This window comes from Bacillus sp. GW823-FHT06A10 (assembly GCF_058795375.1).
Genome location: NZ_JBXAHT010000001.1, coordinates 1596130 through 1621139, shown reverse-complemented (window position 1 = coordinate 1621139; position 25010 = coordinate 1596130). Strand labels below are relative to the sequence as shown.

General features: G+C 37.3%; 5 protein-coding genes. 1 reads left to right on the top strand and 4 read right to left on the bottom strand.

All coding sequences use genetic code 11. The annotated features are described in order from the left end of the window. The first annotated feature begins 599 nt into the window (after positions 1 to 599). Entirely contained in the window at positions 600 to 1742 is a 1143-nt protein-coding gene (locus tag AC1Q8M_RS08235) for an anion transporter (RefSeq protein ID WP_097822553.1), read from the top strand. Positions 1743 to 1919: 177 nt separating this feature from the next. On the opposite strand, the gene AC1Q8M_RS08230 is transcribed toward AC1Q8M_RS08235, so the two are convergent. From AC1Q8M_RS08230 to AC1Q8M_RS08215, 4 genes are all read right to left on the bottom strand, one after another. After that, positions 1920 to 2642, bottom strand: coding sequence for a thioesterase II family protein (locus tag AC1Q8M_RS08230; RefSeq protein ID WP_001172951.1), 723 nt, complete (start codon positions 2640 to 2642; stop codon positions 1920 to 1922). Then, positions 2629 to 3333, bottom strand: a complete 705-nt coding sequence (locus AC1Q8M_RS08225; protein ID WP_090976612.1) for a 4'-phosphopantetheinyl transferase family protein — start codon at positions 3331 to 3333, stop codon at positions 2629 to 2631. The genes AC1Q8M_RS08230 and AC1Q8M_RS08225 overlap by 14 nt, the downstream gene beginning before the upstream one ends. Before the next feature lie 325 nt (positions 3334 to 3658). Beyond that, complete coding sequence (locus AC1Q8M_RS08220; RefSeq protein WP_098511499.1) at positions 3659 to 18541, bottom strand: non-ribosomal peptide synthetase; 14883 nt, start codon at positions 18539 to 18541, stop codon at positions 3659 to 3661. Next, positions 18538 to 25008: a non-ribosomal peptide synthetase gene (locus AC1Q8M_RS08215; protein ID WP_098365786.1), complete on the bottom strand. Its 6471-nt coding sequence runs from the start codon at positions 25006 to 25008 to the stop codon at positions 18538 to 18540. The genes AC1Q8M_RS08220 and AC1Q8M_RS08215 overlap by 4 nt, the downstream gene beginning before the upstream one ends. Between the last annotated feature and the right edge of the window lie 2 nt (positions 25009 to 25010).

The window sequence follows — 25010 nt, the reverse complement described above, 5'->3', positions numbered from 1 at the left end:
TTACTACTAATCTCAAAAATAGGCTAGGTAAAAATTTCACGAAAAATCTATAAAGCGCTTTCAATCTTTAACTAAGAGAAGTTTGTCTTTAATTTATAATTAAAAGTACAGAATGTTACGAAAAAGTACAGATTTTTATAAAAACAAAAAATTTTTTAAGATTTTTCATCTAAAAAAACAGTGAGATTTTGTGAATTTTATACAGTATCCAAACGTCGCAGATTTTGTTCTATCTATCCTTTGACAAGTCTCTATTTTCTTCATATAAACATGCATACTTTTTCTCTTTTAGAAGTTCATATAAATTATTTGAAATCAAGAATCGACGGAATATTATAGGAATATTAAAAAAATAAAACATTTAATTTATTTATGGTATCATACAAAAAACATTTGTTTTCTCAATTAATCCCCCTAGCTGGATTCGTCTATATTGCACATATTTACAACATGAAAGACACTAAGAAAAAAAGGATTTTGTTGAAGGGATGAAACATTACAAAACTCTTATTTAGGACCTTATGTCATCCTCTTTTCTAGCAATATCGAGTTATCCCAAAAAACGTATATTTACTAACATAACTTACAGGTGGTGTATTGTGAAAGAAATAGTATTTGTTCAAAATAAAAAAAGACTCCTTATGAAATTCGAATTTTTAAAAAAGGATTTAGTACTTACCATTTCACTGATACTAGCAATTGTCAGCTGCTTAATACATTCGCCAAAGATCGAATATATTAACTTTGAAGTGTTAATTAGCTTATTTAATCTGATGGTAGCCATTAAGGCCTTGGAACAGCTAAAGATATTAGACAAACTTGCCGTTGCGATTTTAAATAAATGCAATAACAGCAGGTCAATATCTATTATTCTAATTTTGTTATGCTTTATTTGCTCCATGTTTGTAACAAATGATGTCGCTCTCCTCACTTTTGTACCAATAACACTTGTCATTAGTAAAAAAACACAAATGAACATGATGGATACAATCATCCTGCAGACAATTGCGGCAAACATCGGTAGTAGCTTGATGCCTATGGGAAACCCACAAAATTTATACCTATATTCTTACTATGGAATTAAGCTCATCCCATTTTTAGGTTCAATCCTACTTTTAGCTGTACTTGGAATTAGTTTGTTATTTATATTTACTCAAAAACTTCAAAAAACAGATTTGAAAATAGAACTACCTGTTATTACCGTGAAAAATCAAAAAAAAGCTACCGTCTGGATTTTGATACTTATTACTATCATTGCATCTATTTTTAGTGTTATTAATTATTACATTGCGCTAATAGTCACACTGATAGCAGCATTTACGTTAGATAGAAACTTACTATTTAAGATCGATTACTTTCTTCTAATAACCTTTGTCTGTTTTTTTATTTTTATCGGAAACATTTCCCATTCCGATGCACTGGGGACATTTGCTCGCGCTAATTTAAGAGGAGATACTTCAGTCTTCTTTAGTTCCATATTTTTGAGTCAATTGATTAGCAATTTTCCTACTTCAATTCTTCTATCAAACTTTACTTCTGATTGGAAAGCTTTATTACTAGGAGTAAATATTGGAGGGCTTGGAACAATTATCGCATCTTTAGCCAGTGTAATCTCCTATAAACTATTCATTCAGGCCAATGTTAAAGAGAGTAAGGCGTATTTAATTAAATTTAGCATTTACAACTTTTTATTTTTAATCATACTTACATGTATACAATACTTTATTTTTAAATTTCTATAACTTTAAAAAGTGATTACTACTAGAATAATAAAAACCAAAACTTTCTCAACATTAAATTGGGAAAGTTTTGGTTTTAAAGTACATAATACTTACAATTAGCATTATAAGCAAGATCCACAAATTGCATCAATTAACTCACCAGTTATCCAACGACTGTCTGATGATCAAAGAAAATCTCTAAAAACTAGTTGATAATCTTTTAGAATTAAACTTTCCTATAATACTATTTGCTATTTCTTCAATATTTTCATTTAGAAAGAAATGATTACCTTCAAAAGAATGAAAAGTACACGTTTTACTTGTGTATCGTTCCCATTTTATTACTTGATCATATGTAGTAAATTCATCATTTTCCCCATTAAATATAAGAAAATCAATATCACATGGTTGTGTATTTTTGTCATGAATATACGTCTCAACGATTTTAAAATCTGCTCTTAGAATAGGGAGAAAAATCTCCATTAATTCTTCTGATTGCAGTACCCCAGATGGTGTACCTCCCATTGCAATAACTTCTCTTTTAAATTGTTCGTTAGAAAGATTATGTCGGATGTTTTTTATTTTACTATTTGGATGATTTCTACCGGATAAGACAAGAAATTTAGGCAATACGCTTTTAGAATCTTGTATTTTTCTAGCTACTTCATAGGCAATCAAACTTCCCATACTATGCCCAAATAAAATATATGGCGAATCATCTATCTGCATAACGATATTATTATAGACATCATTTACCGCTTCTTCCATACTTCCGTACAAACTTTCTTCAATTCTATATCCTCTACCAGCTAACTCTATCGGGACTACCTCAATATATGGATTAAAGTAATTTTTCCATTTTGCGTAACTAAACGCGGATCCCCCAGCATGTGGAAAGCAAAAAAGTTTAGTCTTCTGCATTGATTTTCTCCTTACTTTCAAATTTGTATATAGTTTGGAAAATTGCATAAATGTCTTTAATTATTATCTCTTGCGGAAATTCATCCCTTGTTGCACAAGCAGATACCTTATAATTTGGCTCAATGTTATATTGTCTAAAGTAAAAGTTTTGAGGTATATACTTATATGAAATTAAAGTTGGTGACTCTTTTTTTATAGAGAATGAATTTAACGGGATATAAAGCCCTTTTCCAATCGTTTTTATATAACTTTCTTTTAATGTCCATAAATCATAAAAATAATTAATTTGTTCATCAGAATTTATATTAGATATATCATAAAATTCTTCCTCTGAAAAAAATTCATTTGCTAATTTAAGAGCCTCTATCTCTGAAATCTTTTCTATATCAATACCCACATTAAAATTAGCAGTAGTACAAACCACCCATTCTCCTGAATGTGACAGATTAAAATGAAAGTCAGAAAAGTTTTCAACAAAAGGTTTTCCATACTCATTATATATAAATCTAATTTCTTCATTATTAATTTTATACTTTTGGCAGATTAGAGATCGGATTAGTAAATCTCCTATCAGGGTCCTATTAATGTCGCATGAATTTAATAAACGCTTCATTCGTTCTTTCTTCTCATTTGAAACTAAGTTACTAAGTTGCTTAAACAAATGACTTTCAATATTCTTTGGTATTTTCACAGCTTGAATTTGTATGATAAATCACGTCCTTTTTTAAAGAATTACTTCATATATGAACGTTACATAAATTCAAATTCACATTACTAAATTGCATATACAATAGGAAAGGTGCATATTTACATATCAATGAAAATATGCACCTTTCCTCAGTAATATCATCAGGCATTCGCTTCTATTACAAAGATTTCTATGTCTCTACCAATTACTTTTTACATTATCCCCTTAAAAAGTAATGCTCTTAATATATTCATTATTCCCTACACTTGATATGCATGCAGGTATTGGTCTCCCCTTTTCGTTCATTGCGTTGCATCTTTTGCACTCTCTACTTTTCAGTTAATGAAAGGGATGTTTCTTTTATCCCTTCAAATTCATTTAATAGGTACTTAGCTATCTTTTCAACTGCGGGGAAGTCTACTATTTCCTCATGTGATCCAGGGACAGAATACTTATTTACTCTTCCTTTTAATAAAGGTCCCCAATCTGTAAACAACTCTTTTCCTTCCTCAGCACTAAAGTAGAGAACTTCTCCAGAGTATGGTATTAAATCATGCTCTGCCATTATATTCAGGCATTTCCTATGAGCATTGATAACTTGCTTCAAATTGATAAGATCTGCATCAGGCGGGAGTACTCCTTCCATAATTAATCGCTCTACAAGCATATCTTGTTTATGGAAGAGGCCTTCTTCCTGCTCAGTAAAATCTCTAGGAATGAAATGCTCATATATATATGAGAGCATATCCTCCCTTGTTTTATGATCCTGCTCTGAAGGTACTTTTGTATCCATTAGTACCAACAACTCAACTTCCTCACCTTGACTCCTTAGTACAGTTGCGATTTCATAAGCAATCGCACCGCCTAAAGACCATCCTCCAAGACGATATGGACCTTCTGGCTGAACACGTTTTATTTCTTCGATGTAAAGTTGAATTACTTCCGGCAAAGTTAACTCGTCAATTTCTTTCTTTTCTATAAGAGGATTCTGTAAACCATAAAATGAACAATGGCTCTTAAGCAATCTTGCTAGTTGAATGTAACAGAATACATTCCCCATAAACGGATGAACGCAGAAGAAAGGTCTTTTCTCTGATTCTTGTAGTGAAACTAGCGCTGCTACTGATTTCGTCATATCATGCTTATCACGAATAAGGCATGCGATTCCTTCCACTGTTGGATTCTTAATCAATGTAGACACCTTAATCTCTTTTCCAAACTTCTCCCTAATTTTTGAAACTAATTTAATTACAAGGAGAGAGTGTCCTCCTCTATTAAAGAAATCATCATTTACATAGACATCTTCTATCTGTAACACATCCTGCCAGATTTTAATCAACTGATATTCAATTTCATCCCTTGGAATGATTGGTGTAGAGAAGTTATTTTCTCTATGAATAGTTAAATTGTTCAATGCCTTTCGATCAACTTTGCCATTTGTTGTAAGAGGAATCTCGTCTACCTTAATAAAGTGAGCGGGAACCATATAATTTGGTACTTGTGTCTTGAGATACTCACGCCACTCATGCATACTACCATCTCCAACTACATAAGCAACCAATCTCTGCTCTCCTAATTTATCCTCTGTTACCAAAACTACTGCTTCTTTTACCAATGGATGCCTCTCTATACTCGCTTCAATCTCTTCAAGTTCAATACGAAAGCCCCTAATTTTCACTTGATTATCAATTCTTCTCAAGTAATCTAAATTACCATCAGGTAAATAACGAACCAAATCTCCCGTACGATATAAACGTTCTTCTTCATTAAATGGATGACGGATGAATCGCTCTGCTGTTAATTCTGAGCGATTCAAGTATCCTCTCGCTATACCTGCACCCCCAATATATAGCTCACCTGTTACACCAACTGGAACAGGTAACAAATTTTTATCTAATACATAAGTTTGAACGTTCGGCAACGGACGGCCAATTGTTACTCTCTTACTATCTTTTTTGATATGATAGCATGTTGCATCAACCGTACATTCTGTAGGACCGTATACATTATAAAAATCAATTTTTTCTGTCTCTACTAGCTGTTCCCATAATGACGGCATAATTGCTTCACCACCGACTAATATCTTACTCGGTACATGAACATCAGCACTTATTTCTAGCAATCCTCCATCTATAAGTAATTGAAGTAATGAAGGTGTCATATCAAACATTTCCAATTTATTCTCCCTAATATAGGACACAAATTGTTCCGGATTAGTGCGAACTTCACTTGGGATAATATATAAACTTGAACCATAAAGCAACATTTGTAATTGCTGAATAGATACATCAAAGGCAATTGACGCATTCAAACCGACGCGCATATTATTAGGTATTTCATGTGAGAAAACTTCTTTTTGTAAACCATAGGATAGGTTTATTACAGAATGGTGCTGTACTAAAGCCCCCTTTGGATTCCCTGTCGAACCAGAAGTATAGATAACATACGCTAAGTTTTCCCCTGTTACCTCACATATTGGTGAAAGTTTGCTTTCTTGAGAAAGCATTGCTTGGTCCCTATCTAGGCAAACTGTCTTGATGTCTTTAGGTATCCAGCCTAGTAATACTTCATTTGTAACTAACACTTTAATTCCTGTGTCTTCTAAAATATATTGTAGGCGGCTTTCCGGATTCGATGGATCTAATGGAACATAGGCTGCTCCAGCCTTCCAAATTCCCATGAGACCAACAACCATCTCAACTGAACGCTCAAAGCAAAGGCCAACTAATGACTCTGTCCCAATTCCACATTTCTGTAAATGATGTGCTAATTGATTAGCTCTTTCATTCAGCTCTCGATATGTTAGTTGCTGTTTTTCATCTACCACTGCCACCGCGTCAGGTGTACGATTTACTTGCTCTTCGAATAGTTGATGAATTACATTCTCACGTGGATAGGATATAGCATTATTATTCCATTCTTCCAATAGCTTTCTTTGTTCAGCCTCCGTAATATATACTAGCTCCGATAGATTTTGATCAATGTTTTTGAGCATTTGCATTAACACTTTGTGTAAATGACCCAGCATTCGTTCAATGGTTACTCTATTAAACTTACTACGGTCATACATTAACTTTAACGATAACTGAATTCCTGGAACTACAGCCAATCCTAATGGATAGTGGGTTTGTTCTACCCCTTTCAATTCACCAATTTCCAGATTTTCTGAAGATTCTTCTTTCACTGGATAATTTTCAAACACATATAAACAATTGAACAACGGTGTACCTCTAGGAACCTCACTCCACCCCTGAATCTCTGTCAAAGAAGCATACTCATATTGTCTTCTTTCTATCTCTTCCTCTTGTAACTTCTGCAACCAATCTATTACTTTTATATCATCCATCAATTGAATTCGCGTCGGTGACGTTGTAATGAAAGGACCTACGATGTTTTCAACACCAATAATCTCCGTAGAACGCCCTGAGCTTGTTACACCAAAAACAATGTCATTTTCTCCACTATATCGGCTCATGAGATATGCCCATGCACCTTGAATTACTGTACTCAAAGTAAGTTTATTTCGTTTCGCCCATCCTTGTAACTCTTGAGTCTGCTCTTCTGATAAATACGTAACCTTCTCTGTGTAACCTTTTTCTTCCTCTTTACTTTCTAAGCCCAGTAAAGTTGGTGCAGTAAAACCTTTTAGCTTCTCTCTCCAGAATTGTTCCGCCTGCTCCTTATCTTGTTCTCTGAGCCATTGGATATATTTCTTATATGGTGAGGATTTAGGTAACTTCACAGCTTCTCCATTCATTCTCTTCTGATAGACTGTAAGTAATTCATTAAAGACCAATGGTAAACTCCATCCATCCAGTAAAATATGGTGATGTGTCCAAACAACCCGATATTCTTCCTCACCTTCTTGAATGACCGTTACCCGCATCAATGGTGCTTCATCAAATTGGAAGGCTTGTTTTCGATCTAATTCCAAAAAGACTTTTCTTTTTTCTTCTATCTCTTCACTTGTCATTGTACTCCAGTCTTCTTTGTTCACTTTAAATGGGATATTTTCATACACCACTTGTACAGGTTCTTCAATTTCGTCCCATACAAATGCTGTACGAAAAATTTCATGCCGCTGAATTACAGATTTCCACGCCTGCTCAAATGTAGGAATATTCATTTTTCCTCGAATCATAAAACTCAATTGCACTATATACGGTGCAACATGTTCATCCCCTTGATCATGCAATGTGTGGAAAATCATACCTTCTTGCAAAGGTGATAGTGGATATAAATCAGTAATCTGATTGTTCTTTCCACGATGCATTTTGTTTAGTACATTTGTCAAACCTTCTTGGCTAAGATTAGCCATTGCAAAATCCGAAATGGTCAGTGCAGATTCTCTATCTGAAGATTGAATCAATCTACTCAGTTGATATAGCATATTCTGTGCAATACTTTGAATCGTTGATTTGGCAAATTGTCCAACATTGTATACCCAAGTGAACTGAAGTTTTCCATCCGTTACAACCCCAATTACATCAATTACATGCGATCGCTTGGAACCGGCAGCATGATCTAAACGCTTAAATTCGTTCTCTGGAATAAACATTGCATCGCTAGAAAACATTTGGTCAAATTGTCCAAGATAGTTAAAACTAATAGACGGTGTATATTGGGAGCTTAATTGCTCACACATTGTTGCGTTCATGTAACGCAACACCCCATAATCAACACCCTTATTAGGAATTTTGCGAACTTGTTCTTTAACTGCTTTTAATGCTGCAATTGGCGTATTAGTATTAGTAATATTTAAATGAACTGGGTAAATACTTGTAAACCATCCCACGGTTCTCGATAAATCAACATCTTCAATAATCTCTTCTCGACCATGCCCCTCTAAATCTACGCTTAATATCGGCTGCCCCGTACATGCTGCTGTAGCTTGTACTAATGCTGCTAATAATACTTCATTGATTTGGACACGGTGAGTGCTTAAAGTCTCTTGCAATAACATACGGGTCTCATTCTCGTTTAACACCACAGTAATTCCCTCAGTTACTGAGCTTACTGGATTACTTATAGTACCATCTACTGGCAGTATAACTACGTCTTGTTCAGCCTGCTGCTCCCAATAATGTAGCACTTCTTTTGATATTCCAGTTTCAGCGTAATGATGTAATTTCTCCGACCATTCTTTAAAAGATGTACTCTTCATAGGTAATTGAATTTTCTGCCCTTGGACTACTTGCGTATATGCTGTTTGCAAATCTTCCAATAAAATTCGCCAAGAAACACCATCCACGGCTAAATGATGAATTGTCCAAAATAATCGACCAGCGTGCTCACCTTCATCAAAATACACCATTCTCATTAGCGGACCATCATGTAAATTCAAACTTTCTTGTGCAACATTAATCTCTTTTTGAATAACCTGATGCCAATCAGCTTCCGGCACTTCGTCTAATGAAATGACAGTAAGCATCAATTGTTCTTCTATTCCTTCATTCCACTGTTTCCAAACCCCATTAGGTAAACGTTCATATCTTAATCGCAAGGCATCATGATGAAGTAGAAGGTTACCTGCCGCCTTTTCCAGTGATCCTATGTCCAATTTCTCTTTCGTTCTAAAGAACATGGATTGATTCCAATGATGTGGATTAGGATGATTTTGTGCAAAAAACCTTTGCTGAATAGGTGTAAGTATCGTCTCTCCAGTTATAATTCCCTGTTCAGCTTGTACACCTTGTTCTTCTTTGACTACTTGCGCCAACTCAGCAATCGTTTGGTGTTCAAATATTTGTTTTGGTGTCAATTGTAAACCAGCTTGCTTTGCGCGAGAGACAATCTGAATGCTAAGAATTGAATCTCCACCAATTTCAAAGAAGTTATCATTCATACCAATACGTTTTGAACCTAGCACACGTTCCCAAATGATAGAAAGCTTATGTTCACGTTCATTTCTTGGGGCCACGTATCCTTCTTGTGTTCCTTGATAATCTGGTATAGGTAACGATTTTCGATCAATCTTTCCATTTATGGTTAGCGGTAATTCTTTCATTTCGACAAAGTAGGAAGGTATCATATGGATTGGCAGTTTTGTTTTAAGATACTCTCGCCATTCTTCTAAACTACCTTCGCCCACTACATAAGCTACCAGCCTCTTATCTCCTGACTGATTTTCCCTAACCATTACAACTGCCTCTTTTACCAAGTCATGCTCTTGAAAAGTCGACTCAATCTCTCCAAGTTCAATTCGAAATCCTCTAATCTTCACTTGATTATCCATTCTTCCTAAGTAGTCTATATTACCATCAGGAAGATATCTCACAAGATCACCTGTTCTATATAACCTCTCGCCTTCTTTGAATGGATGAGAAATAAATCGTTCGGATGTTAACTCTGGACGATTCAAGTACCCCCTTGCTAGACCTGCTCCTCCGATATAAAGTTCCCCCATCACACCAACTGGAACTGGCAACCTATTTCTATCTAATACATAAGTTTGGATGTTAGGCAATGGACGCCCAATTGTTACTCTCTTACTATCTTTTTTGATATGATAGCATGTTGCATCAACCGTACATTCTGTAGGACCATATACATTATAAAACTGTATTTTATCAGTCTCTACTAGCTGTTCCCATAATGACGGCATAATCGCTTCGCCGCCAACCAATACCTTACTTGGAACATGAACACCATCGTACGTTTCTAACAATCCGGCATCTATAAGTAATTGAAGCATTGAAGGCGTTATATCAAAGATTGCTAACTTGTTCTCCCTAATATAAGCTACAAACTGTTCCGGATCACTTCGTACTTCATTCGGAATAATATACAAACTTGAACCATAAAGCAGCATTTGTAATTGCTGGATAGATGCATCAAAGGCAATTGACGCATTTAGACCGACATGCATGTTAGATGGTATCTCATGTTCGAAAACCTCTTTTTGTAAACCATACGACAAGTTTAGTACAGAATGATGCTGTATCAAGACACCCTTTGGATTCCCCGTTGATCCTGAAGTATAGATAACATACGCTAAGTCTTCTCCTGTTACTTCACATTTTGGTGAAAGAATGCTTTCTTGCGAAATCATTGTTTGATCCCTATCTAGACAAACTATCTTGATTTCTTTAGGTATCCAATCTTTCAATGACTCGTTCGTAACTAATACTTGAATTCCAGTGTCCTCCAAAATATATCGTAGGCGCCTTTCTGGATATGATGGGTCTAATGGAACATAGGCTGCTCCAGCCTTCCAAATCCCCATAATACTAACAACCATCTCAATTGAACGCTCAAAGCAAAGTCCAACCAATGATTCATTCCCAATTCCGCATTGCTGAAGATAGTGGGCCAATTGATTAGCTTTTTCATTCAGCTCTTGATACGTTAACTGCTGTTTTTCATCTACCACTGCTACCGCATCAGGTGTACGATTTACTTGCTCTTCAAACAGCTGATGAATTGTACTTTCCTGTGGATATGCTACAGCATCATTATTCCACTCCTCCAACTGTTTTTGCTGTAATCCTGACAATATAGGCAACTTAGCTAATGATTTATCAGGATTCTCCACGATTATATTCAACCAGTTCCCAAAATGTTCAGCCATGGATTCAATAGTTAAGCTGTCAAATAAATCAGTTCTATAAACAAAAGTAAGTAATAAACCCTCTTCCACTTCTGCAGCAGTTAAACTTAAATCAAACTTAGCGATAGGAGCATTACTTTCCATTACTTCTATATTTCTTCCATATAGTTCTGGTAGCTTCTGTCCCGTATTTTGCAAAGTAAACATGGTTTGGAAAATCGGAGAATGGCTTGTATTTCGTTCAGGTTGGATAACCTCTACAATTTTCTCAAACGGAACATCTTGATACTCATACGCCTTCAATGCTTTTATCCGCACTTGAGACAACAACTCTTGAAATGCCGGTGCATTACTTAAATCAGCGCGATAAACCAATGTATTGACAAAGAAACCAATCAGCCCTTCAATTTCTCGATAATTTCGATTTGCAATTGGGCTGCCAACAATAATATCCGTTTGTCCCGTATAACGAGCAAGGAAACTTTGATACGATGCCAATAAGGTCATGAAAAGTGTGGCCCCTTCTTGACGACTTAGTTCGTTTAATTTATCCAGTAATGAGCGCGATAACAAAACATTATGAGTTAATCCATGGTGGGTTTGCACTGGCGGACGCGGACGATCCATTGGCAACATTAAGACTGGTAACTCACCGGATAATTCTTCCTTCCAATACGCAAGTTGTTGATATAGTACTTCATCTTTCAACCATTCTCTTTGCCACTGAGCAAAATCGGCATATTGAACTGGTAGTGATTCCAGCTCTGCTTGTTTTTCACCAATCGTATTCTCATAAAATGCCATCCATTCTTGAAGCAAGATTTCCATCGACCATCCATCTGAGATAATATGATGCATATTACACAGAAGAACCCATTCTTCTTCTGAAATTCTTATGAGTTTCCCACGGAACAATGGCCCTTTTTCTAAATCAAATGGAGATTCGACTTCAGTTTGAATCCATTGCTCCAACTTTCTTTCTCGCTCCTCTAATGAAAGCTTAGTTAAGTCCATTTGCAGAAGCGGACGGAAAACGTACGGTTGAATCTGCTGCATAGGATGGCCATCCTCTTCATAAAATACAGTCCGCAAAGATTCATGACGCTCTATCAACTGATTCCATCCCAACTCCAATGCCTCAGGTAACCAATTCCCTGTAAGACGGCATGCCATTGGCATATTATAAAGTGCACTATTAGGTGCAAATTGATCAATAAACCATAAGCGCTGTTGGGCATAAGACAGTGGAATATTTCCCCCTCGTTCCATCGGCATCAATGGTGGAATTTCTCGTTTTTCGCTCCCCTTACGTAACTGATCTATTCGTTTCGATAATGCTTCGACCGTTGAATATTCGAACAGTTCACGTACTGGCAATTTGATTTGAAAGACTTCCTGTAAGCGTGAGACCACTTGTGTAGCAAGTAGAGAGTGACCACCGAGCTCAAAGAATGAATCCTGAACATCAATGTCTCTTATTCCTAGCACTTGACTCCACACTGAAGCAATAAGTTCTTCCAGCGGAGTTCTTGGGTATACATTATTTTCAGCGGATTGTTCACTAAGTATAGGCAATGCCTTCAAATCAAGCTTTCCATTCGGTGTAAGTGGTAAAAATTCCATCTCAATAAAGTTTGTTGGAACCATGTAATTTGGTAAATGTGTTTGTAGATGTTCTCGCCATTCATGGACACTTCCTTCACCAACTACATAAGCTACTAATCTCTTATCACCTTGATTATCCTCTCGTACCAATACAACTGCTTCTTTCACAGAAGAATGTGCCTGCAAAACAGCTTCTATTTCTCCCAATTCAATCCGGAAACCACGAATTTTTACTTGGTCATCTATACGTCCATGGAACTGGAGATTACCATCAGAAAGATAACTTGCTTTGTCTCCTGTATAATAGAGACGTTCTCCTGACTTGAAAGGATGTGGAATAAATTTTTCCTTTGTAAGATCCGGACGATTAGCATATCCACGTGCAAGACTCTTCCCTCCAATATAGAGATCTCCAATTACACCAATTGGTACTAGCTGAAGATGAGAATCTAACACATAAACTTCTGTATTCGCAATCGGTCGACCAATCGATGGCGTACCTGTTGTCACCCCTACAGGTACGTAACAATCTGTGGTAACAACGGTATTTTCCGATGGACCATACTGATTAATTACCGCAAAAGGAATATCGCTAGATGGATACTGCGTTAATTGATCCCCACCAGTAATGATAAAACGAAGATCCGTTTTATCTGGCCAAGATAATTTCAAGAGTCTTTCCAGAATAGGCGTAGGTGCAAAACTAGCTGTTATTCGTGAATCAATGAGCCAGTCCCTTAGTGCTTCTGGATTAATTCTCAGTTCCTCTGTTGACAAGTAGAGTGCTGCGCCAGCAGTTAGATACGGCCAAATCTCCTGGACAGCCGAATCAAAAGCAACCCCTGCAATCTGAGTCGCACGATCCTCTGCTGAAATATGATAAACTTCTTGATGCCAAGAAACCATATTCATTAATGAGCGATTTTCAACCATGACACCCTTCGGTTTTCCTGTAGAACCAGAGGTATAAACAATATAGGCTAAGTTCTCTGGATTTATTTGACGTGTAGGTGCGATTACGCTTTCCACTGTTAGTTCTTCTAACCTCACCATTTCGACGTGTGCGAAATGTCCTTCTTGTCCTTCCGCCGTCACTACAAATTGAATTCCTGCATCTTCAATCATGTATTCTAACCTTGATTTTGGATATAACGGATCTAAAACAACATAAGCTCCACCAGCTTTTAAAATGCCTAGTAAACTTGCCATTAGCTCAGCTGACCTCGGAAGATAAACTCCTACCACTGACTCTGGGGCTACTCCCTTTCGCCGTAAAACATTTGCCAACTGATTTGCTTGTGTATCCAGTTCACCATAAGTCCACTGTTTTGTTTGATCAACTACCGCAATCGCATCCGGACGCCTTGCTACTTGCTCCTCAAATCTGTCGCAAATAAGACCCTGATGAGACATTTCCATTACAGTGTCATTCCATGTTTCTAATAACAAAGTACGTTCGGGTTCTGATAGCATGCTCAGGTCATGCAACGGATTTTGTGGGCGATGAGAAACTTCATGTAGCCATTTCTCAAAGTGTCCTGCCATCCGTTCAATAGTAGTAGCATTGAATAAATCCTTATTGTACTCAAAAGTAAAAAGTAATCCCTCTTCCGTCTCAACTGCCATTACACTTAAATCAAACTTTGCAATTGGACTATGGCTTTCTATCATTTCAATACTTCTACTAGATAACACCGGTAACTCTTGTTTCATATTTTGCAAGATGAACATAGTCTGGAAGATTGGCGAATGACTTGTACTTCGCTCCGGTTGCACAACTTCTACAATTTTTTCAAATGGAATATCTTGATATTCATACGCCTTCAATGCCTTTTGACGAACCTGATACAGTACATCTTGAAATGTCGGTCTACCACTCAAATTAGCTCGATAAACCAGCGTGTTAACGAAGAAACCAATTAGTCCTTCAATTTCTCTATAATTCCGATTCGCAATTGGGCTTCCGACCAGAATATCTTCTTGTCCCGTATAACGAGATAGAAAACTTTGATATGCAGCTAAAAGCGTCATGAAGAGCGTAGCCCCTTCTTTTCGACTAAGTTCATTCAATTTATCATGTAGCGTGCTTGGCAGAACCATAGTGTATGTCGACCCGTGATGAGTTTGTATTGCGGGACGCGGGCGATCCACAGGAAGTTGGAGTACAGGAAGCTCCCCAGACAATTCTTCCCTCCAATATTGGAGTTGTTGATCAAGCACCTCCTCCTTTAGCCATCCTTTTTGCCACTGAGCAAAGTCGGAATATTGAACCGGTAATGGTTCAAGTTCCGCTACCTTTCCATCCGTTGCTTTCTCATAAAATGCCATCCATTCTTCAAGTAGGATTCCCATTGACCATCCATCTGAAATGATATGATGTAGAGTACAAAGGAGTATCCATTCTTCCTCTCCCACGTGCAAAATACTTGTCCTGATTAATGGACCCTCTGTTAAATCAAATGGCACTTCTGTTTCTTGTTGAATTAAACGTTTAACTTCTTCTTCTTGATCTTCAGAAGAAAGCATGGTTAAATCCGTTTTCGGAATTGATTGAAAAGCATACGGTTCAATTTGCTGTACGGGTTGACCATTCACTTCTTGAAAGACCGTCCGCAGCGATTCATGACGTTCTATTAGTTGATTCCATCCCGTTTCCAATGCTTCAAGTAGCCAATTCCCTGTAAGACGGCATACCATTGGCATATTGTAAAGGGCACTATTAGGTGTAAATTGATCAATAAACCATAAACGTTGTTGGGCATAAGATAGTGGAATAGCTTCTCCTCGTTTCATTGGTATTAGTGGCGGAATCTCTCGTTTTTTATCTCCTTTACGTAACTGTTCTAATCGCTTTGCCAGTGACTCCACCGTTGTATATTCAAATAGTTCACGTACTGGTAATTCGATTTGAAAAATTCCCTGTAAACGTGACACTACTTGAGTAGCTAGTAGTGAATGACCACCGATTTCAAAAAAGGAATCCTGAACACTAATATTTTTTATTCCTAACACTTGGCTCCAAACGGAAACGATGAGCTCCTCCACTGGTGTTCGTGATGAAGTAATATCTTCACTTATGAACTGTTCTTCTAATTCCAATAATGCTTTCCGATTCACTTTACCATTTGGAGTAAGTGGCATACCTTCAATTTGGAAAAAGTATGCCGGAACCATATAATGTGGTAATTGCTTCTTGAGATATTCACGCCACTCCCCAGCATCCCCTTCACCCACTACATAAGCTACTAACTGCTTATCTCCTGGTCGATCTTCCTTCACCAACACGACTGCCTCTTTTACAGATGAGTGATCATGTAAAGCTGCTTCTATTTCTCCCAATTCAATTCGGAATCCTCTAATTTTAACTTGGTTATCTATTCTTCCAATATATTCTAAGTTACGATCATTTATATATCTAACCAAGTCACCCGTTCGATATAATCGTTCCCCGTCCTTAAAGGGATGCGGAATAAAACGTTCAGTAGTTAAATCCGGTCGATTGAAGTAGCCACGTGCTAATCCTACTCCTCCAAGGTAAAGTTCCCCTGCCACACCAATCGGGACCACTTGTTGATATTGATCTAACACATACAACTCTGTATTATCAATCGGACGACCAATCGGAATAAGCATTGGTTCTTTTTCTAAATCACAATCGTAATAAGTCACATCCACAGTTGCTTCAGTAGGACCATACAAGTTAATTAACTTTGTTTGCTGAGCATTGTAAAAGATCCCCTTAAACCGGCGAACCTGTTCAGTGTTTAACGCTTCTCCACTAGTAAAAACTTGAATTAAAGACGATACATCCCTTTTCGAATTATATAATTCCATATAATCTAAGAAAGTAGATAACATCGACGGAACAAAATGCATGGTGGACACACGGTATCGTTCAATATACTCCTCAATCACCGCAGGATCTTTCTCTCCTCCTGGTGGAAGTAAACAAACACGTGCTCCTACAAATGACCACCAAAATAATTCCCAGACAGAAACATCAAACGAAAACGGTGTCTTTTGTAGGATTGTATCCTCCTCAGACAATGGGTATTTTTTCTGCATCCACTGTAGGCGATTTATAACAGAATGATGTTCAATCATTACCCCCTTTGGATTTCCTGTCGAACCCGAAGTGTATATAATATAGGCTAAGTTATTTGCTGTTACTCCACTCACCGGAGCTAAATTACTCTCTTTAGAAATCATTACTTGATCCCGATCTAAACAAATTGCTTGAATATCTTTAGGTAACCAGTCCTGTAGTGCCTCTTTTGTTAACAGCACTTGAATTTGTGAATTCTCCAAAATGTATCTCAGGCGGTTTTCGGGATAACTTGGGTCCAGTGGGACATAAGCCCCACCTGCCTTCAAAATCCCAAAGAGACCGATAATCATATCAGGAGAACGTTCAATACATATACCAACCAATGATTCAGGTCCGATACCTCGTTTTTGTAGAAAATGTGCCAATTGATTCGATTTTTCATTTAGTTCTTGATACGTTAGCTTTCCACCCTCATAAACTACCGCCACTGCATCAGGTGTCCGTGCAACTTGTTGCTCAAATAGCTCGTGAATCATACAATCATGACCATAAACTACGTCCGTATCATTCCATTCTTCTAGGAGTTGTTTTTGCTCAGTATCCGATAACATTGACAGCTTTGTATATGATTCATCTGGATGATACGTGATTTCATTTAGCCAGTTCTCAAAATGTCCTGCCATACGTGCAATGGTACTACTATCAAATAAATCCGTGTTGTATTCAAATGAGACGAATAGACCTTCTTCCACTTCATAGGCAGTTAAGCTCAAATCAAATTTAGCAATAGACATATTACTTTCTACCATTTCAATACTTCTATCAGGCAAATCTAGTCGTTCTTGTTTTATATTCTGTAGCGTAAACATGGTCTGAAATATAGGGGAATGACTCATGCTTCGTTCAGGTTGCACAGCTTCTACCACTTTTTCAAATGGTATATCTTGATATTCGTAAGCTTTTAACGCCTTTTTCTTTGTTTGGTTCAAAATCTCCCGAAAGGTAGGGGTGCCACTCAAATCTGATCGATAAACCAACGTATTAACAAAGAAACCAATTAATCCTTCTACTCCCTTATGGTTCCGATTTGCAATCGGGCTACCAACTAGAATATCTTTTTGTCCTGTATAACGAGCAAGAAAGCTCTGGTATGCGGCCATTAAAGTCATAAATAAAGTAGATCCTTCTTGTCGGCTTATATCCTTCAATTGACTAAGCAATTTATAAGGAAAAATTACATGATGCGTAGCCCCAGAGTAAGTCTGCTTAACCGGTCGAGGTCGATCCACTGGCAGTTGTAAGATAGGAAGTTCACCAGACAATTCTTCCTGCCAATACGTAAGCTGACGATTTAGCACATCACCTTGCAACCACTCCTTTTGCCACTTCGCAAAGTCTGCATATTGAATGGATAGTGAACTTAATTTAGCAGGATTTCCGCCCGTTTCTTCTTCATAGAAAGCAAGTAATTCATTCATGAATATACCAATGGACCAAGCATCAGAAATAATATGATGCATCGTACACAGTAATAACCATTCATCCTTCTCTAATTGAACAAGCTGCTTACGAATTAAAGGACCATTCATTAAATCAAATGGTTCTTGCGCTTCTCTCGCAATTAAACTATCTACCTCTTTTTCTTTTACTTCTAGAGGAAGTTGAGAGTAATCCCTTACAGGTAATGCTCTAGGAAGGAATTCGACAATTTGTTGCACAGGCTGTTCTCCTACTTCTTTAAAAACAGTTCGTAATGATTCATGACGTTCAATGAGTCGATTGAATCCCTTCTCTAATGCTTCAGGTATCCAATTTCCTTTTAGATGCCATACTGTTGGAATATTATATAAAGAACTGTTTGGGTTAAATCTGTCCATAAACCACAAACGTTGTTGTGCATAAGACAACGGGAGTGCTTCTTTATTCTCCTTTTTTTGCATTTGCTTCTGAAGCCATGCTCTCTTCTCAGGAGAAAGTGAACTCAGCTTTGCAAGTAAATCACTTCTCATTTTTTTACCCCTTCCTCAATCAAATTACTCTCGAATATCCCATGTGCTTCTTCCTCTGATAGCCCTTCTAATTGCTTAAGCAGTTCTAGTAATTCTTCATCATTACTGACTTCTGCTTCTTTTTGAATATAGTCTTGAAGACTTACATTCTCTTTACTATCATTCTGCATTTCTTGATTTTTGTTATAGAGCAATTGATCAATCTGTTCTGCCAATTGCTGCACCGTATGAAACATAAATAAATCATGCAATGGTATCTCGATTCCAAAAGCCTCTTTAAGATTGGAAACAGCTTGCGTAGCAAGTAATGAATGTCCACCAATTTCAAAAAACGAATCCTGAATTCCGATGTTTTCCATACCTAAAACTTCATGCCATATCGAAACAATTGTTTTTTCCGTAGACGTACGAGGAGCAATATAACCACTTGCTATCTCCTGTCTCTCTGGTGCTGGTAAGACCTTCCTATCAATTTTCCCATTAGGAGTGAGTGGAAATGCATTTAATCCAACAAAATAGGCTGGAATCATATAATTTGGTAGTTGATCCTTGAGATAATCACGCCACTTTTGAGCATCCCCGTCTCCTACAACATAGGCGATCAAACGTGGATCGCCAGGATAATCTTCCCGCACCATCACAATAGCTTCGCTAACTAATGTATGCTTTTGTAATACCGCCTCGATTTCTCCTAGTTCAATCCGGAATCCACGAATTTTCACCTGATGATCAATTCTTCCAACATACTCCAAATTTCCATCCGGCAAATACCTTACTAGATCTCCAGTCCGGTATACTCGCTCGTCTTCTTTAAACGGATGCGGTATAAATCGATTTTTCGTTAAGTCAGGGCGTTTTAAATATCCACGTGCTAACCCTGATCCACCAATGTATAGCTCACCAACTACACCAATTGGAACCATTTTTTGTTCAGCACTCAATACATATACTTCTGTATTGAAGATTGGTTTACCGATTGGTGGTACCCTATGCATGACACCCTTTTCTAATTCCATATACGTGGAATACGTAGTATCTTCAGACGGTCCATATAAGTTGAACACCTTCTCAATCGTACTTCTCTCGTATAAATCTTGAACAAGCGGATATGGTAACGGTTCTCCAGCCAAATTTATTACCTTTACTGAAGAAGGAATTGTTTTTGCTCGAACCAGTTCCTTTGCTGCCGATGGCACAGTATTAACCAAAGTCACACCTTTGGTAGACAACTTGTCTAGATGTAGAGCATTTTCAGCGACAATCACCTTACCACCCATCGTTAAGGGAACAAATACTTCAAAAACGGATAAATCAAAAGATAGTGAAGTTGAAGCTAATACTCCCGCTAATTCCTTTCGAGAATACGTGTGATGCGCCCAATGAATCATTGTTACTGTATTCCTGTGCTCAATCATTACTCCCTTTGGATTTCCAGTGGAACCTGAAGTATAGATAATATAGGCTAAGTTATCGCCCGTCACTTCACTCGTGCATACCGTAGTAACTTCCTGTTCTATTTCTGCTCGATTACGATCAATACAAATGACGTTGACGAATGTAGGTATAACCATTTTTTGTTGTAACTTTTCCTGTGTCACCAGTACCTTTATTTGAGCATCTTCTAAAATGTACTGCAGTCGACTTTCCGGATACGCTGGATCAATTGGGACATATGCTCCTCCCGCCTTCATAATTCCTAAGAGACCGACAATCATCTCGGATGAACGTGTAACGCAAATCCCAACTAATGATTCGCATGTTACACCATTTTTTTGTAAATAATGTGCCAACTGATTTGAGCGTTCGTCCAACTCTCGATATGTTAGTTCTTCATCTTCGCACACTACTGCAATTGCTTCTGGTGTTTTTTCCACTTGTTCTTCAAACATTGTATGAATCGTACTATCTTCTATATCTATAACGGCTGATTCATTCCATTCCTCTAGTAGTTGCTTATATTCTACTTTCGATAACATATTCAGTTCTGATAGTATACATTTTGGATGAGAGACAATTTGATTTAACCAATGTTTAAAATGACTTGCCATACGTTCAATGGTTGTATCATTAAACAAATCAGTATTATATTCAAAGGTTAGTGATAATCCTTCTTCCGTCTCAGAAGCAAATAAACTCAAATCAAATTTGGCAACAGAAGCATGGCTTTTCATGAGTTCCATTTGTCTTTCAGATAGCTGAAGAAATTCTTGTTTCGTATTCTGTAAAGTAAACATAGTTTGGAATATTGGTGAATGACTTGTATTCCGTTCAGGTTTTACGGATTCTACCACTTTCTCAAATGGGATGTCCTGATACTCGAATGCTTTTAGCGCTTTTTTTCTTACCTGCGACAATAGTTCTTGGAACGTCGGATTTCCACTGAAATCAGCTCGATAAACTAACGTATTTGCAAAGAATCCTATTAATCCCTCAATCTCTTTCACATTTCGATTAGCGATTGGGCTTCCAACTATAATGTCGTCCTGTCCTGTATAACGAGAAAGGAAGCTTTGATACGCTGCCATCAATGTCATAAATAAAGTGCATCCTTCTTGCAAACTTAAATCTTTGAGCTTTTCCTGTAAGGAATTCGCCACTATTAAGGACTGACTTGCACCACGATGGGTTTGAACTGCAGGTCGAGGACGATCCATCGGTAATTGTAAAACCGGTAGTTCCCCAGATAATTCTTCCTTCCAATATTGAAGATGCTGATTCAAACTCTCCTCTTTTTGCCATTCCTTCTGCCACATGACAAAATCTGCATATTGGATAGATAACTCCTTCAATTCCACTGGTTTTCCGGTTAGTGCTCCTTCATAAAAAGCCATCCATTCTTCAAGTAAGATTCCCATTGACCATCCATCTGAAATAATATGATGCATCGTACAAATGAGAACCCATTCTTCCCTGTCCACTTTTAATATTCGTGTTCGAATCAGAGGACCCTGTCCAAAATGAAATGGTTCCTCCGCCTCGTTTTGAATAAGGCGTTTCATTTCTCTTTCCCTATCTTCCAAAGAAAGATCTGTTAGATTCGTTTGAGGAATATGCCTGAACACATGAGATTGAACCTGTTGAAAAGGTTCACCCTCTTGTTCTAGAATTGTCGTCCTTAATGATTCATGACGCTCCAACAATTGATTCCATCCGACCTCCAATGCTTCAATTGACCATTTACCTGTTAAGCGACACGCTGCATGAATATTGTACATAGCACTATTTGGCATTAATTGATCAATAAACCATAGACGTTTCTGCGCATAGGAAAGTGGGATAACTTCTTCTCGTTTCATAGGTACAAGAGGAGCAACCTTTCGTTTTTTATCTTCCTTTCGTAACTGATCCACTCGTTTCGCCAATGCTTCCACTGTATCGTGCTTGAAAAGTTCACGTAATGGAATTTTAATTTGGAACAGTTCTTGCAATCGAGAGACGATTTGAGTAGCAAGTAGTGAGTGCCCACCACGTTCAAAGAAGGAATCCTGAATGCCAATATTTTCTGTTCCTAACACTTGACTCCAAACCGAGGCAATAAGCTCTTCCGATGGCGTCCGAGGTAGCACATTTAAATCTTCAATAGCTTGCTCATCAGGTGCTGGCAAGGCCTTTCGGTCAATTTTCCCATTCGGAGTAAGCGGGAAATGTTCTAACTCTATAAAGTGCGCTGGAATCATATGATTCGGTAATTGGTTTTGTAAATACTCTCTCCACTCTTCGGTATTTCCATCGCTTATTACATATGCAACCAATCGTTGATCACCTGGACGATCTTCTCTAACTAATACGACAGCCTCTTTAATAAACGAACATTTTTCTAAAGTTGCTTCAATTTCTCCTAGTTCAATCCTAAAACCACGCATTTTGACTTGATGATCCATTCTACCTATAAATTCTATATTTCCATCATTTAGATATCTTACTGAATCTCCTGTTCGATATAGTCGTTCCCCCAATTGAAATGGGTGCGAAATGAATTTTTCAGCAGTAAGATTCTGACGATTTAAGTATCCACGCGCTAAACCAACACCACCAATATATAACTCACCTTCAGTTCCTATTGATTGCAAGCGTTGATTTTGGTCTAATACATATAATTGCGTGTTCTGTATTGGCTTCCCAATAGAAACAAATTCTTGATTAGGCTGAATATCAAATGCATTCACATAAATAGTGGCTTCAGTTGGCCCATAAAAGTTGGTTAATTTCACTTGTCCACTATAATCCCATTTCTGTTGAAAACGTCTAACTAACCCTGAACTTAGTTCTTCTCCACCAGAAAATACATGGCGTACGGACGAACAATTCATGTTCAATTCAATATGATTGAAGTAATCTAAGAAAACAGATAACATCGAAGGTACAAATTGAACTATAGTAACCTGATGTTGTTTAATCACTTCAGCTATAATAGAAGGATCTTTTTCTCCACCTGGAGGTAGGAAAGATACACTTGCACCAACGTGAATGCCCCAAAACAATTCCCAAACAGAGACATCAAATGAGAATGGCGTTTTCTGCAAGACCACATCTTTTTCAGAAAGCGGATATTTATGTTGCATCCATTCTAGATAATTAATTACTGAATGATGCTCAATCATTACTCCCTTTGGATTCCCTGTAGATCCTGAAGTATACATAACATACGCTAAATTTTCTCCTGTTACACCACTTATACATGGGGTTGTTTCTTCTTTTTCAATTGCAGTGTAATCTTTATTCATACAAATCGTTTCTATATTTTCAGATACAAACAAATTTTTAGAATTCTCTTCCGTCACTAGTACTTCGATTCCAGCATCCTCTAATATATATCGAAGTCGACTCTCTGGATAAGTAGGGTCAAGTGGAACATACGCTGCTCCTGATTTTAGAATACCTAATAACGCTATCATCATTTGTAATGAACGTTCCATATATACCCCAACTAGAGACTCTGGGCCTACACCATGCTTTTGTAAATAATGAGCTAACTGATTTGCACGCTTCTCCAACTCTTTATAGGTAATTTGTTCATTTTCGTAACTAGCCGCGATTGCTTCCGGTGTTTTTTTTACTTGCTCCTCAAACATCGTATGAATCATGCCTTCAGCCGAATAATTAACTTGAGTATGATTCCATTCCTCTAGTAACTGTATTTGTTCTTCTTCTGTTAAATGAGTAATTTCAAATAGTTTTGAATCTAGGCTCTTCGTCATCTGAATTAATATTTGCAATAAGTGATTCTGAATCCGATTTATTGCTTCTTCATTAAAATAGCTTCGATCATACATCAACTTTAAAGTAATTTTCTTACCGGGCATTACAATGAGTGTTAAAGGATAATTTGTTTGTTCCGTGCTTTTAACATCTAGTAATCTTAAATCATCATTTCTCTCACCTTGAATTGGATAATTTTCAAACACATACAAGGTATGAAATAAGGAGCAATTTCGCGGAACCTCACTCCAGCCTTGAATATCTATCAACGAATTATACTCATACTGTCTTCGTTCCATGTCTTTCATTTGTATTTTACGAAGCCAATCTACTACTGATGTATTATCCGTTAATCGAATTCTGGTAGGTAATGTGTTAATAAATAGCCCCACCATATTCTCTGCTCCTATTAAATCAGTAGGACGTCCAGCGCTAGTTACGCCAAATACGACGTCACTGTCACCGCTATACCTACTCATCAAATAAGCCCATGCACCTTGTACTAACGTATTCAACGTTAATCGATTATTTCGTACCCACTTTTGTAAACTCTCAGTAAGTTCCTCAGATACTTGATAAGCACACTCTCCATAACCCTTCTCTTGTCCTTGATCCTTTCTTTCCATTGCTAATGGAGTAGGTGCATAGAACCCTTTTAATTCTTCTTTCCAAAATTCCTCTGCTTGACTTTGATCTTGTTTATTTATCCATTGAATATATTTTTTATAAGGAAGAGATTTAGGAAGATTCAACAATTCTCCCTTTATCATCTTGAGATAAACTTCCATCACTTCACTAAAGACCAATGACACACTCCATCCGTCTAGCAAAATATGATGATGTGTCCAGATAATTCTCGTTTCCTCTTTTGCTTCTTTAATCGCAGTGACTCTCATCAATGGTGCTTCATCCAATAAAAATCCTTTTCTACGATCTACATTCAAAAAATGTTGTAATTTCTTCGCCCTTTCCTCATGTGGATGGGTGCTCCAATCCTCTTGATGAATAGTAAAAGGAAGACGTTGGTAAACCGCTTGTAATGGCTTTTCTACTTCCTCCCACACAAATACTGAACGTAAAACCTCATGTCGATTAATAACATATTCCCAAGCCTTTTCAAAAATATCAACATCCAATTGCCCCCCGAGCAAGAAACCTACTTGTACAATATAGGAAAAAGAATGTTCATCATCTTGATCGTATAAAGTATGAAACAGTATTCCTTTTTGCAAAGGTGATAAACCATATATATCAATAACGTCTCCCATTT